We start from the raw sequence: 13,436 nt of genomic DNA on the forward strand, positions 1-13,436 counted from the left end.
AAAAAATTTTTTTCGTTACATCTGTGGAATCAGAAAGGTATTTGCATCCTGTTAGTGTAGTTGCCGTTGTATGCTCTTCAAACGCCGTAAAAATAAAGCTCTGGACGATGTTCAGTTGTTACGTAAGTATCAGCTAACGGGTGAACTCCCGGTGCTGGGTGAGCTTTACGAGCGATATATGTCGCCGGTGTACGGGGTGTGCCTGAAATATTTTAAGAATAAAGAAGATAGCCAAGATGCGGTGATGCAAATCTTCGAAAAACTGGTTGACCGATTGCTCACCGAAGAAGTGCGAGACTTTAAACCCTGGCTTTACGTGGTAACGCGCAACTACTGCCTAATGCAATTACGAAAAACCAAAGTACAGCAGGTACCGATTAATGGGCATACGGATTATCTGGCGGAAGAAGAGAGCGAAAATTTATCCGAAGAGCAATGGCAGCTACTTTCGCAGGGCATGGATCAACTACCGACTGAGCAACAGCAGTGCTTGCAGCTATTTTACTTACAACAGCAGTCGTATCAGACCATTGCTGAGCAGACGGGCTACGAATTAAAACAGGTGAAAAGCCATATCCAGAACGGAAGGCGTAATTTGAAAATTTTTGTGGAGAAACATCATGAATAAGCCACAGTACGATATTGACGAGGCCTGGGTGCAACGCTATCTAGAGGGAAAACTCTCGGAAGAAGAGCAGAACTGGCTCAAAGCAAACCCTTTTGAAGCGGAAGCTTTGGAAGGGCTAGCCGAGGTTCCTAATTGGCAGCAAGATATAGCCAGCTTACAACGGCAGTTGCAAGAACGTACCCACCAGCGAGCTACGCTTTGGGTGACCTACGGACGCTACGCGGCAGCAGTAGCCGTTCTTCTCACCACTAGTTGGCTCATTTACCGAACCACTCTTACTGAGGCTCCGGTTGAACAACTATCTTACGAAGTACAATCAGATGCTTCGGCAGCTCCCGAAGAGGCACCGATAGCGTTAGTTATTCCCAAAAAGGTAGAAGGCGAAAAGGCTACTTCCGTAGTAAGTAACCCTCTACTTAGCCAGCCTAATCAAGAAATAAAACCTGTTCTGGTACCGGAACAAGAAACCATTGCTTTACTTGAACCAGCAGCAACTCCAGCTATGCCCGAGATAATGGCCGACGAAGAGACAGCCGATGTTTTGGAAGAAGAAGTAAACCGTATTGATGCTGAACCAGCATTATCTCATGATTATCAGACGAGGGCAAAGCAGTCTAGATTTACTGAACCGGCTGATAAGTTTGGTCATCAAATCGCCCGCCACCAAGTTACTGGCCAGATCAGTAATCGTCAAATTATTGGCTCAGTCTATTCATTAGAAGATCGGATGCCAATTCCCGGAGCCAATGTTCATGTAAAGGGTACAATCGTCAACACCATTACTGATGTAAATGGGCAGTTTCAGGTAATTGTGCCAGACAGCAGTAGTGAATTAGTAGTCAGTTCTATTGGCTACCAGTCCGAAGAAATAGCAATAAACCAGCATGGCTCTTTAGCCGTCCAACTTGAGGAAGATACGCAAGCATTAAGCGAAGTAGTGATTGTTGGGTACGGAACGCAAGGAAAAAAATCTACCCTTTCCCAACCAGCTCAACCCCTACCTTCACAAAAGGCGTTTCGCACCTACTTGCAAGAGAACCTTCAGTACCCGGAGAAAGCCCAACAGCAAGGTATCGAAGGCAATGTGAAGGTACAATTTACGGTGAAAGCTGACGGAGAACTAACGGATTTTACTATTAAAAAGAGCTTAGGCTACGGCTGCGATGAAGAAGCAATCCGGCTCATTCAAGCTGGACTAGGCTGGCAACCCGCCCTTCAGGAAGGGAAATTGCAAGATCAGAAAGTGATGGTAAAAGTACGGTTTAGGTTGCCTAATAAATAGGATGCTATGCTCAGTGAGTAGTTGTACAACCTTAGGCCGGTAGTTCTATTTTACCAATCGCTATAACATTCGCTTTACTAAATTTATTGATAGTTTTTAGGAATAGACTAGACTTTCAAGGATTACTGCTTGAGTAGTAAAACACAACGGATACTACTATTTTAGTACCCGTAGGGATATACGAACGCTACTATAACGCAAATGTACGTATATTGTGTATCCAAGTGTTATGTGCAATATAGACTACTGAAATAACTTGTAAATGGCAACTCATTATCAAAGCAATTACAGAACTTTAACCAGAATTAAGCTCCAAAAAGCTTATAAAAATGCAACTGACAAATGAGTTTCTATCAATTCTATTAACAAAAATATAAAGTGGGCGTACTAATAACATTTATTAATATAGCCATTTTTCAAGGTGTCGTTTTAGCAACGATCATTTTAGTCTCTCCACTATTTAAAAGCAAAGCAAATAAGTACTTAGCGTATGCAGTTTTTTCATTGTCTGCCCTGCTCTTAGTTCTAGTTTTTGACTCAACCGGGCTTTATAAAACCATACCCACTTTACAACTACTACAATCAATAAGCCTGGAGGTGATTTTTCCTGTATTCATTTTTCTGTTTATCGCTCATCAAGTAAAACATTCGATCATATTATCTAAAAGAAGGTTTTTGTTGTTTTGCCCTTTTCTGTACATAGCTAGCCTGAATATCACAACAGACCTAACAATCCTGGATAACTTTGATGTACTCCCTTATTATGTCAAGCTAACGGTTCAAATCCTGTGGATAATAGAAGTGATAATAGCGGTAGTGTTCATACCCTTAGTTTTAATTAGTGCCTTCTTACTGATTAAAAAATCAGAAAATGTACAAGAAAAAAAATGGCTTACTTATCTATGGGCTTCTGTTTTCTTTATTTTTTCTGTATTTTCTGTCACCATCCTCCTTGCTGTATTCATGAGGTTTGATATTATGCCTACAATGAGAGTACTCGGCTTATTGAGTGCCGTGTTAATTCACTGGATTGTATTTACAGGTATTTATAAATTTAAACTTGCAGACGATCAGAAAGAAATAAAAGCATTGATCAAGAATAAGAAAGAGCAGCGTATCAATATTCCTAACCACGTACCAGAAGAATCAGAAGTGAATAATGTAAAAGGGGAATTCCTGTCTGAAGACAATATTTATTTTAAAAAGCTAGTACGCCTTTGCGAAAGCGATCAAATTTATCGAGATCCCTCGTTGGACAGGGAAAAAGTGGCTGAGATGTTAGGTATAAGTTCTGGTTATGTTTCTCAACTAGTTAATTCAATTACCAAGGATAATTTTATCAATTACATTAACCGTTACCGAGTAGAAGATGTGAAAACCCTCATTGTGGATAAAGAATTTGACAATTATAGCTTATTGGCCATAGGATTGGAATGTGGATTTTCTTCAAAGACCACTTTTTACAATTCATTTAAGAAAATCACCGGAATGACCCCAAATGCTTACCGTAAAACGCAAAAAACAAGTTCCAATTTGTAAAGAGTAGAGCTATCGGAACCTTGTACTTACTGTTCTTCCATAAGTTTGCTTAACAAATTCATCGTTAAGTTTTACATAAAAGATTAAAATGGTTCGAATAAAACATTTACTAGTAATTGCTAGCTTTTTTGTTACCAGTATCTCATTAGCTCAGAATACATCATTCAAAAATAGCATTGGTGTTAGGGCTGGGTATAGTTTGGGAGCTTATAAAAACCTGATATTGTCTCCTGTTGTACTCTATAACTATGAGACCGACGTTTTTGAGATCAACTACTTGCGATACAAAAAAAATGGCAGGATCATGGAGTTCAATTTACAACATTGGGATTCAGCATTAGAATCTGAAAAAATTCCGGCACTAAATCTAGATTACCGTAGCGATAGACTATGGTTTAGCTACTTGTATCCGGTGACCAATCAAAACAATTGGGCAGGACATGTTGGCTTCTCCCTTCAAACGATTGGAGTAGCATTCGGAGAGTTGGTGGCCGCTGAACTTCAACAAAAAATCTCTGTGGCCGGAAGGGTTAACTTTCAACTACATGACCGACATGCCATAAATTCGCAATTATCAGTTCCTCTTTTACTTTTCGTTTTTGGAAATTTGGATACCGATTTTTATCCTTCTCACCGATACCAAGGCTATATTTTTAACGTAGCCTATCACTACTCACTATCAAACAGGTTTGACCTCGTTGCACAATTTCACTCTCGTTATGACAGGTTAAAATCAGAAAATATTTTTAGAGAATTACAAAATCGAGTTGCCATAGGGGTCGACTTTAAATTTTAATAGACATGCAATACTCAATAAACAGCATCCGTTTCGTCTTATTCATATGTATTCTATTTGCTTGCTACGGATGCGAGGATATACTAATAGGAGACGAAGGAACACTGGAAGAAAATATTTACTTACACTATCAGACCAAAACTGATTTAGAAATACCCTTTGAAAAGGAATGGTATATATTTAATGGCGGCAGAACCCATAAAGACGGCGGCCATCATTTTTGTTACCTACAGATTAGGGCAACGATATGCCGTAGATGCTGTTGTGTATGTAAACGGTAAATCTTTTGCCGGAGACGGAAGCCAAAATGAGGATTACTATTGTTTTGGAATGCCTTTATATGCGCCCAGTGCAGGTAAGGTGATAGAAGTAGAGAATAGTATTGAAGACAATGTACCCGGCGAAGTGAACGATGAAGACGACTTAGCTGCTGGAAATTACGTAATGATAGATCATCTAAACGGAGAATACTCTATTCTAGCGCATTTTAAGAAAGGTACAATAGTAGTTTCTGTAGGTGACACCGTAGTTTCAGGACAAGCGTTGGGGCAAACTGGTAATAGCGGAAACTCTACTGAAGCGCATTTACATTATCAATTACAAAACTCATCTGATTCGCAAAATAGCACAGGTGTACCGGCCCAATTCAAAAATTATTATGCAGATGATGTATTCATCAATAAAGGAGAACTTACGAAAGGCCAACTTGTAAGAAAATAATATTTGACAGCAAAGCAGTAAAAGTAAAGTATACCAGCATTGTAGCGGTAAGCGTACGGCCAAACAGTAATAAAAGAAAGGTTTTAGGCTCGTATCAGAATTTGTGTATAACCGGAAAATTCATGTATCGAAATCGCCTACTTTTCATATACCAACCGTTATAGCCAATAGCAATACGACCTGTCAAATTTCATTTCTTGCGGTGATAAAACGAATTAATCACCGCAAAAATGCGGTGATTAATTGATATATTTGTCGCATAATTGGTTGGTGCAATGGCAAGATACATTTACGAACACAAAAATTGGACAGACTTTACCTGGGATGATAAAGCCATTAATGCGATACTCGGCGAAGTTCGGTTAATGCAAGGCAAAATTATCGGGCAAATGAACGCTTTAGGGTTTTTTGCCAAAGAAGAAGCCACACTTACCTCCCTAACCTTAGACGTAGTAAAATCATCTGAAATAGAAGGCGAATTGCTCAACTACGAACAAGTACGCTCATCCATTGCCAGACGTTTAGGTATCAACACCGCTGGGCTTGTACCGAGTAGCCGACACATAGAAGGCATTGTAGAAATGATGCTTGATGCCACCCAACGCTATAAATTACCTTTAACCGAAAAACGTTTATTTGGTTGGCATGCGGCACTTTTCCCAACAGGATATAGCGGACCTTATAAAATAGAAGTGGGCAGATATCGGACAGGCAAAATACAAATAGTTTCGGGGGCAATGGGGAAAGAAAAAGTGCATTACGAAGCCGTAAAACCAGAACTTGTAAAAACGGAGATGGATAAATTTTTAAATTGGTTCAACAATGACAATACGCTTGATACTGTTCTAAAGGCTGCCATTGCCCACTTTTGGTTTATCATCATTCACCCATTTGATGACGGAAACGGTCGAATTGGTCGTGCTATAACCGATATGTTGCTGGCTCGCGCCGAAAATAGTGGTGAACGTTTTTACAGTATGTCGAGCCAAATTTTAGTAGAGCGCAAACGCTATTACAAAATATTACAGAAAGTACAACATAGTACAGGTAACATTACTGAGTGGATCGAGTGGTTTTTACATTGCCTGAAAAACGCAATGCTTGCCACCGAAAACACGACACAAAAAATATTGCAGAAAGCTGAATTTTGGAAACTGCACGAACAAACACCCATCAACGAACGACAACGCCTTATGCTCAATAAGCTCTTCGATGGATTTGAGGGGAAATTAAAAACCTCAAAATGGGCAAAAATCACCAAAACTTCTACCGATACTGCTTTGCGCGATATAAAGGATTTGGTAGAAAAGGGCATCTTAAAACCAACCAATGAAGGAGGCCGAAGTGCCAATTATAAATTGGTTGACCTTTAATTAGCACAATCACGGGCTATGATATTGTATAAGCGCGATGTGATGTGATGTGATGTGATGTGATGTAATCTAAAGCTAGATTAATGAATAACCCGCAACCCGAAGTTAAAGGTTTGTCCGGCACCTTCGCCGGGGCTACCCAGCCAGAAGTTGGTGTAAAGTAGTTCGCCCTCCAGTAAACCGGGAATAAGCTGGTACTTTGCACCTAAGCCAGCTTGGGAAAAGAAGGAACTGGCAACCTTAAAACGGTTGGCACTCATATTATTTTCGTCCTGAAAGTCTTCCACGTGCTTCACCCAAGCTTCCAGTGAAGTATATAGAGTTAACCTTGGGTTGGGGAAATAATTAAAAAATACGGTGATGGGAGTCTCCACAAAAGCCCGGTTGCGGAAAGAATCCCGAGGAAACGATGTCCAGATTGACCCTCTAATGAATAACTGGGTACTGGAAGACAGCGGTATGTCGTAAAAGATTTCATTAATCCACAAGTATCGGTCAAACTCCAAAAATAAGAAGGGATTGGTAGCAGTAGGCTCTCGGCTTTCGGTATCGCTCGAGATGGGAATCAGGAACGTACTTTGGATTGACAAGCGGGAAGCTCCCTCAAACGGAGCAATTTTGATTTTGGGCCCAACTCCCGTCAGACCAATTCGGTTGCGTTGCCCCTGGCTATCGCTAAAGTTTGCGTACTTTACCCAAACATCCAAGCCCAGCGAGTATTTAGGATTGATGCCGTACATAAACTGATTGATCGCTGTGGCGAATGTTTGTCGACCATCTATTCGCTGATCATCTTTCCGAAGCTGATCGTCAAAAGCTTTGGTTTGAGTGTAAACATTCGTAAAGTGTTTAAACTCCCACTGACCTCGGTTTAGCAGTATCGAAGGAGTGTACTCCTGCAAATTGGTTTGAGCTTGAACCGTTGGGCAAACAAGACTAACCAATAGTCCAATCGCTATAAAATTGATAAAAGTTTTCATATGTTCAGATTAGTATAGCCCTGATTGTGAGGCCGACAGGTTTTTTATTTCAGAAGGTCTAAATCACGGATTAAAATCTTGCGACGGTCGAAGTTGATAATATTTTTTTCTTTCAACTCATTGAGAATGGTGGTTACCGTTTGTCGGGATGTTCCCGTGAGGCTAGCAATATCTTGGTGTTTCAGGTGATTCGGAATCATGGTTTCAAAGCCTACTTTACGGCCTTTTTCTTTCGCCATATCCCGTAAAAATTCTATCACCCGGGTACGGGCATCTTTAGAAACCAGCAATTCAATTCGTCGCTCCAGTTTCTGCATACGTTTACCCATCATCTTAAAAATACTCAAACTTAGCTCCTGGTTATCAGCCATCCGAGCCTGCAAGTCATCTAGGGTCATCGGACAAACTACAGTATCATTATCTAGCACTACCGCGAAATCGCGGTGGTTTTCTTCACCCGTCAGAGCCATTTCTCCAAACACTTCGCCCGGAGTAAGAATAGTTTTCACGATTTCTTTTCCATCTTCCGAATACATTCCAATTTTTACTCGCCCCTGCTTGATGATGTATACATATTCCGACGGTTCGCCAATGGAATAGACATTATCTCCCTTTTGATACTCCCGATCTTCAATTTGATTATCTAGCTCTACAATCCGCTGGGGGCAGAAGATATTAACAAAGTTTTCTTCTTCAAAGAACCAATAGTTTGTTTCAGCATTCATAGTGTAAGTGGTCAGCTTTCTGTAAGTAAGCCGAACGTAGTAACGTCGGCTATTACACAAATTACCGATTTTTTTTACGAAGGGTTGCCTGTAATAACGTATGTTAAGGAAATGTAAATGGGCTGTGAGACTTTTGTGAAATTTATGAGAATCAATCTTACCAACCATTATCTGCATTAGCTGCCTATTTGATGATTTTAAGAATCTGTTGATTGACTGTATAGCTATTCCGCGAAATTCTTATGTTTGATAAATCATCTCAACTACACGCATCATGAATCTGCTCATAGTGTTATTTACGGCCTGGCTCTCAGTCTTTTCATTTCAGCCAGATAACCCGCCCGCCCCCTGTAAAAATAGTCAATATATTTTAGCGCAGAGCAAGTTGAAATATGACACTGACCAGCGATGGAACCAGTCAGAATTTAGGTTACATATTCAAGAACCTAGGGTAAATAATCCCCAACGGTACTCACGAGTTGTGCTCAATAATGCTAGTAGCTACTTTGAGATCGAGCGAAATCGGAGTGAAGGCACCATTAAGCGAATTATTGATGAGCGAGGTTCATTTCGGGCATTGTTTAATGATAATACTGATGTACCCGCTGAAATAGAAGAAAAGTACGGAATAAACCAGCAACGCAGCCAAGGCTATCGCAATTTTTACCAAGCCATGTACGGATTGCCTATGTCGGTTACTAAAGAATTTTACGACAAAATGGCTCCAGCCGAACCAATCGTATTTGAAGGCAAAGAAGCCTATCGCATTTCATTAGAGCTAGAACAAGAAATGATTAGCAAACACTGGCAACTAATCATCTCTACCGAAGATTATACCTTGTTAGCCTTGGAGTTTTACCACCCTAAAAACCCGGAAGAAGGCGAAATCATTAAGTTTGAGGATGATCTGCAAATAGATGGTATCACCCTGCCTAGAATGCGACATTGGTACAAGAAGCAGACTGATGAATACCTGGGTTCGGATATTATCGTAAGAGAAATGAATTAATATTCGCAAAAGCTCAACTAGGCAAACTTTATTTGTTGATCCTTATTTTTATAGAGAAACCACATAGAGAAAATTATAACCACACAGCTTACACCAAAGTAGATATATGAAGAGTGGAGGTAATAAGTAGTAAAAATTCCAGTCGTGAAGGTATCAAAAAAGATTTGCATCATTGCCCGAATAGCTACTTCGGATAGTATAAATAGCGTTGGTATTGCCCAGAGATGCCTGATATATGTTATTCTAACTTTGGTGAAGATTATATAACCTAAGTAAAGTAGAGCGATTATTACTCCAATACGAAATATCCAGTCACCTACATTTAGATAATTTTCAACTCTGGTCGCCGAGAATTCCCGCAAAGCAATCACAATTGAGAACGAAAATACGTTTGCCACATTCAAGACTAATTTTATTCCTAACACCAATACGACAGCTACCAAAACTATTTGGAGTAAGCTATTCCAAGGTTTGGCTTTAGCAAACTCTTGTTGAATAGTACTAGAATCGCCGAAGCGCATTTTAGCAATGAAGAATGCTTCTTCGGTACTCAGTCCTGAATCTTGTAGGGATGCTGCCTCACTACAGAAGTGGTCGTAGATTTGATCTTTTTCTTCTTCTGATAGAATCTTAGCTGAGTTAACCTGACTGATATACTGGCTAATCGCCGTATCTAGGTCAAACGAGTTTGCGGGTTCCATAGCGTTATCATTACTTGATTGATATTAGTCCATTCGTTCTTTAGCTCGCTTAAAGTGGTTTTTCCTGATTTATTGAGAGAATAATATTTGCGGTTTCTCCCATCCTCTTGCTTAATGTAGGATGATATCAACCCTTTCTTTTCTAGCTTTAGTAGCACCGGATAAAGCGAACCTTCTTTCCATTGGAGTGATCCACCCGATATTCGTTGAACATCCTTGATTAGCTGGTAGCCATAGTTATCCTTCTCTTTCAGCAAAGAAAGAACAATAGGAATGGTAGAAGCAGCTACTAATTCTTTAGAGATCATATATACTTTGAAGTTCTAGGTATGTTAGATACATAGAACTTCAAAGTATAGCAAGTAAATCTACTTTTTTTGTTTCTTTACATCATAAATCATAACGATGCCAATTACCGCAACCACCACCCAATTTACTTTTCAAGCTGTTCGTAGTAACGCAGATAAAGAAGCTTTCCGACAGCTTCCGTACCAAATCTATCAGAATGATCCGAACTGGGTTCCGCATATTCGGCAGGAGGTAGAAGCGGTTTTTGATCCTAATCAGAATACTTTTTTCACCCACGGACAAGCCGAGCGATGGATTATGCGGAATGTTTCGGGAAAAGTAGTCGGACGGGTAGCAGCGTTTATTAATGAGCGCAAAGCGAATACCTTCAATCAGCCGACTGGAGGGCTGGGCTTTTTTGAGTGTATTGATGACAAAGAGGCAGGATTTGCTCTATTTGATCAGTGCAAGGCTTGGCTGAGTGAACGGGGGATGGAAGCGATGGACGGACCGATTAACTTCGGAGAGAATAATAAGTATTGGGGACTAATCACTGAAAACTACGATTTAAAACCCTACTATGGTCAAAATTATAACCCCGAGTACTACGTTCAGCTATTTGAAGCTTACGGCTTTCAGGTGTACTTCAACCAGTATATTTTCCACAAGCTGTTCGCCACGCCCCTACCCGAGATATTCCAGCGTCGCTCAGATCGGATCAAAGCCCAGCCTCAGTATGCCATCCGTACCTACGAGAAAAATCAGCCACTGAAGTACGCCCGCCACTTTATGGAAATTTATAACGATGCCTGGCAAACTCACGATAATTTTCGGGCTATGACTGAGCAACAGGCACTCAATCTGCTAAAACAGATAAAACCAGTAGTGGATGAGCTACTGCTGCACTTCGTGTACTACGAAGACAGCCCGATTGCCTTTATGGTGGCTCTACCCAATATCAATCGGCTCTACGAAAAAGTGGGTGACAATATGAACCTCTGGGGCAAGCTAAAATTCTTATTCCACCAAAAAACTACAAATGTGCGCGATTGCTACGGAGTGGCCTTCGGTGTGAAGCAAAAGTACCAGATGCGGGGCATAGAAGGTTTGATATTTGACAATCTGCGGGAAGTTTGCTGGAATGAAAAAGAGCAACGCCACAAGTACGACACCTACATCGTTACTTGGGTAGGTGATTTTAACCCCAAAATGGTGCGGGTAATGGAAGCCTTAGGCTGCCAACGGGTCCGAACGATGGCAACTTACCGCAAGCTGTTTGACGAGAATGCCGAGTTTGAGCGGTCGCCGATTATCTAGTGTAACACGGGCTTCAATATTACTATGGCAAAATAGGTACTAGCTTGGTAAAATCAATCATTAGTCCCACAGTTTGGCGTGCCACGACTGGTTCTCCCTGATGAAAGGCAATGATCGTTTGCCCTTTTGCTTCTAAGTAAACTTCCTGATAAAATCCTTGATAAACTACTTGAGTCACTTTGGCAATTAGCATATCGAGTAAATTTTCATCCTCCCGCCATTCCAGAACAATCTTGACGTGCTCGGCCCGTAACCCAAAATAGCCGGAAGTGAGGTTCAGTGCCGGAGTGAAATATTGTCGCCAAAAGCTTACCGGAAGAACAGTCATTGAACCAAACAATTGAGCAGAATAGGCCGAACTGGGTTGTTCATAAACCTCATGAGGCGAGCCGCTCTCTACGATCTTACCCTCTTTTACCACCACAACCGTATCGGCTAACCCCAGAGCGTCTTTAGGATCGTGCGTAACCATCACTACGGTAGAATCAGACTCTTTCAGGAAATCAGCCAATTCAATCCTTAACTGTTGCTTGAGCGAAGTATCCACCTGACCAAAAGGCTCATCCATCAGTAACAAACGTGGTTCCTCCGCCAACGCCCTAGCTAGAGCGAGCCGTTGCTTCTCTCCTCCCGAAAGGGTTCTAGGCAGCTGATCTTTTAGTCCACCGAGTCGGCAGCGACTTATCAATTCTTGCACCCGTTCAGTACGATAAGTTGACTCGTACCTTCTCAGCACGTGATCAATATTGTCGTGTACAGTTAGGTTGGGGGATAAACCAAAGTCCTGAAAAACCATCCGAATATCCGGGTGCCCGGGTACCAAACGGCGCGAAGGAGGGGGTAAAGGTTTGCCATCAAAGACAACCTTTCCTTCACTAGGCTCTAGTAATCCGGCCATTGTTTTCAGCAGTGTGGTTTTACCCGAGCCGCTTTCGCCAACAATAACTACGGTTTCTCTCTCAAAAACTGATAAGCTAATATGTTGTATCGCAGCTGAAGCAGCATCTAGATACTGAACCGACAAGTCTTCGGTGGTAAGTAGTGTACGCATTAAGCAATGTTTTGTACCTACTCCTAAGCTAAAAACGAAGAAGAATGTTAGCGACCAGTGCTTTGTCAAGTTTTATTTTGAAGGTAGCTGTTATGATTTTATAATTTGCGGCACTTTCAGTCAGTAGGCTATTTCGTTGCAGGTAATCAAATTTCAGGTTATCTCAACTTGTAACCTGAAACTTACCACCAAATTACGGTCTATCAGAGAACACTGCGAGAATAGGCTACCTGTGCGGTAGTCACCTCGATTTCAAACTTGACAGAGCACTAACTATAGTTTAATGCCAGCCGACAAACGGGATTGTAGCCGGGCGTTGGCATAACGGATAAGCCGAATTTGATCACCTACGTAGCCACTACGAAGACCATGCTCTTTCATATGATCTTTCACGGCAATATTTTGATTAACCAGCCACGGAAGAACTTTCCGCTTAAATTGCCGGGCTCGAATAATTTTACCATTCAGTTGTACGTAGTAATCGTAACACATTACTTCAGGGCTCAATCGTTCGCTTCTTTTCACTGCGAACCGGCGCGAGTCAGTAGGATCAAAGTAGGCGGCGCCATTGTGCTTCCTCAGATACGAGATATTACCTAATAGAACTACTTCAAAAAAAGCGGGTCGAGTAATGTAATCACTTTCCTGATGAGTATATCTTCGGAAATAACGCACTCGTTCTTGCTTCTTATCATAGTAGCGAAAAGATGTAAGATGACTGGTTGAGAAAGTTTGAAGGTTATCATCAGTGGTTGCCCGATACATCACAATATCGTGGGCGTAATTATAGCGAATTTCGCCTTGTAGTACTTCTTCATCAGCCGTAATAATTACTCCAGCTGACCAAGCAGTTTGGGGAGCAGCGCACGCAAGACCAACAGCCCCCAACGCCACAATTGCGGTTAACAACAATTTCTTCATATCAGTGTACCTACTGAGCTGCTTACTTTGCAGCTATAAAAAAATAAAGCAAAAATGCCTATATCAGACTACCTACCTACTTTAACGCATTATTTACTACTTTGTT

At 41.2% G+C, this 13,436-nt stretch carries 14 protein-coding genes; 8 read left to right on the top strand and 6 right to left on the bottom strand.

The features are described from left to right. Window positions 1-70 precede the first annotated feature (70 nt). The 6 genes from P0M28_RS11130 to P0M28_RS11155 all read left to right on the top strand — a co-directional run bounded on the left by P0M28_RS11130 (window position 71) and on the right by P0M28_RS11155 (window position 6,338). Entirely contained in the window at window positions 71-628 is a 558-nt protein-coding gene (locus tag P0M28_RS11130; RefSeq protein WP_302209975.1) for an RNA polymerase sigma factor, read from the top strand. Beyond that, window positions 621-1,910 carry an energy transducer TonB gene (locus P0M28_RS11135; protein ID WP_302209976.1) on the top strand — a complete coding sequence of 430 codons (1,290 nt, stop codon included), beginning with the start codon at window positions 621-623 and terminating at the stop codon, window positions 1,908-1,910. The genes P0M28_RS11130 and P0M28_RS11135 overlap by 8 nt, the downstream gene beginning before the upstream one ends. Before the next feature lie 378 nt (window positions 1,911-2,288). Continuing rightward, window positions 2,289-3,449 carry a helix-turn-helix domain-containing protein gene (locus tag P0M28_RS11140; protein WP_302209977.1) on the top strand — a complete coding sequence of 387 codons (1,161 nt, stop codon included), beginning with the start codon at window positions 2,289-2,291 and terminating at the stop codon, window positions 3,447-3,449. Window positions 3,450-3,753: 304 nt separating this feature from the next. Further along, the gene (locus P0M28_RS11145) at window positions 3,754-4,245 is read left to right on the top strand and encodes a hypothetical protein (RefSeq protein WP_302209978.1); all 492 of its coding nucleotides are present in this window, start codon (window positions 3,754-3,756) and stop codon (window positions 4,243-4,245) included. A 159-nt stretch (window positions 4,246-4,404) separates the two neighbouring features. Next, window positions 4,405-4,965 (top strand): M23 family metallopeptidase, encoded by a 561-nt coding sequence (locus tag P0M28_RS11150; protein ID WP_302209979.1) that lies wholly within the window; start codon window positions 4,405-4,407, stop codon window positions 4,963-4,965. 275 nt (window positions 4,966-5,240) lie between these two features. Then, window positions 5,241-6,338 (top strand): Fic family protein, encoded by a 1,098-nt coding sequence (locus P0M28_RS11155; protein WP_302209980.1) that lies wholly within the window; start codon window positions 5,241-5,243, stop codon window positions 6,336-6,338. An 80-nt stretch (window positions 6,339-6,418) separates the two neighbouring features. Here P0M28_RS11155 and P0M28_RS11160 read toward each other — a convergent pair whose 3' ends face one another. After that, complete coding sequence (locus tag P0M28_RS11160; RefSeq protein ID WP_302209981.1) at window positions 6,419-7,318, bottom strand: hypothetical protein; 900 nt, start codon at window positions 7,316-7,318, stop codon at window positions 6,419-6,421. A 44-nt stretch (window positions 7,319-7,362) separates the two neighbouring features. Further along, window positions 7,363-8,043 (bottom strand): Crp/Fnr family transcriptional regulator, encoded by a 681-nt coding sequence (locus P0M28_RS11165; protein ID WP_302209982.1) that lies wholly within the window; start codon window positions 8,041-8,043, stop codon window positions 7,363-7,365. Between the two features lie 274 nt (window positions 8,044-8,317). On the opposite strand from P0M28_RS11165, the gene P0M28_RS11170 reads away from it, so the two are divergent. Continuing rightward, on the top strand, window positions 8,318-9,052 hold the full coding sequence (locus tag P0M28_RS11170; protein WP_302209983.1) for a DUF6503 family protein: 735 nt from the start codon (window positions 8,318-8,320) through the stop codon (window positions 9,050-9,052). A 17-nt stretch (window positions 9,053-9,069) separates the two neighbouring features. Here the strand turns inward: P0M28_RS11170 and P0M28_RS11175 are convergent, their stop codons facing one another. Both P0M28_RS11175 and P0M28_RS11180 read right to left on the bottom strand, forming a co-directional pair. Then, window positions 9,070-9,753 (bottom strand): hypothetical protein, encoded by a 684-nt coding sequence (locus P0M28_RS11175; RefSeq protein WP_302209984.1) that lies wholly within the window; start codon window positions 9,751-9,753, stop codon window positions 9,070-9,072. After that, entirely contained in the window at window positions 9,726-10,061 is a 336-nt protein-coding gene (locus P0M28_RS11180; RefSeq protein WP_302209985.1) for a PadR family transcriptional regulator, read from the bottom strand. Before P0M28_RS11180 ends, P0M28_RS11175 begins: the two co-directional genes overlap by 28 nt. 97 nt (window positions 10,062-10,158) lie before the next feature. On the opposite strand from P0M28_RS11180, the gene P0M28_RS11185 reads away from it, so the two are divergent. Beyond that, window positions 10,159-11,358 (top strand): hypothetical protein, encoded by a 1,200-nt coding sequence (locus P0M28_RS11185; protein ID WP_302209986.1) that lies wholly within the window; start codon window positions 10,159-10,161, stop codon window positions 11,356-11,358. 22 nt (window positions 11,359-11,380) lie between these two features. Here P0M28_RS11185 and P0M28_RS11190 read toward each other — a convergent pair whose 3' ends face one another. After that, window positions 11,381-12,409 (bottom strand): ABC transporter ATP-binding protein, encoded by a 1,029-nt coding sequence (locus tag P0M28_RS11190; RefSeq protein ID WP_302209987.1) that lies wholly within the window; start codon window positions 12,407-12,409, stop codon window positions 11,381-11,383. A 273-nt stretch (window positions 12,410-12,682) separates the two neighbouring features. Then, complete coding sequence (locus tag P0M28_RS11195; protein ID WP_302209988.1) at window positions 12,683-13,330, bottom strand: hypothetical protein; 648 nt, start codon at window positions 13,328-13,330, stop codon at window positions 12,683-12,685. Window positions 13,331-13,436: the final 106 nt, after the last annotated feature.

Origin of the sequence: Tunicatimonas pelagia, assembly GCF_030506325.1 — a bacterium.
In the GTDB taxonomy this organism is placed as follows: domain Bacteria; phylum Bacteroidota; class Bacteroidia; order Cytophagales; family Cyclobacteriaceae; genus Tunicatimonas; species Tunicatimonas pelagia.

Bases quoted from the DNA above. Each gene is read 5' to 3' on its own strand.
- P0M28_RS11145 (WP_302209978.1), top strand. From the start codon at position 3,754: ATGGAGTTCAATTTACAACATTGGGATTCAGCATTAGAATCTGAAAAA.
- P0M28_RS11165 (WP_302209982.1), bottom strand. From the start codon at position 8,043: ATGAATGCTGAAACAAACTATTGGTTCTTTGAAGAAGAAAACTTTGTT.
- P0M28_RS11180 (WP_302209985.1), bottom strand. From the start codon at position 10,061: ATGATCTCTAAAGAATTAGTAGCTGCTTCTACCATTCCTATTGTTCTT.
- P0M28_RS11195 (WP_302209988.1), bottom strand. From the start codon at position 13,330: ATGAAGAAATTGTTGTTAACCGCAATTGTGGCGTTGGGGGCTGTTGGT.
- P0M28_RS11175 (WP_302209984.1), bottom strand. From the start codon at position 9,753: ATGGAACCCGCAAACTCGTTTGACCTAGATACGGCGATTAGCCAGTAT.
- P0M28_RS11160 (WP_302209981.1), bottom strand. From the start codon at position 7,318: ATGAAAACTTTTATCAATTTTATAGCGATTGGACTATTGGTTAGTCTT.
- P0M28_RS11170 (WP_302209983.1), top strand. From the start codon at position 8,318: ATGAATCTGCTCATAGTGTTATTTACGGCCTGGCTCTCAGTCTTTTCA.
- P0M28_RS11190 (WP_302209987.1), bottom strand. From the start codon at position 12,409: ATGCGTACACTACTTACCACCGAAGACTTGTCGGTTCAGTATCTAGAT.
- P0M28_RS11155 (WP_302209980.1), top strand. From the start codon at position 5,241: ATGGCAAGATACATTTACGAACACAAAAATTGGACAGACTTTACCTGG.
- P0M28_RS11135 (WP_302209976.1), top strand. From the start codon at position 621: ATGAATAAGCCACAGTACGATATTGACGAGGCCTGGGTGCAACGCTAT.
- P0M28_RS11130 (WP_302209975.1), top strand. From the start codon at position 71: ATGCTCTTCAAACGCCGTAAAAATAAAGCTCTGGACGATGTTCAGTTG.
- P0M28_RS11185 (WP_302209986.1), top strand. From the start codon at position 10,159: ATGCCAATTACCGCAACCACCACCCAATTTACTTTTCAAGCTGTTCGT.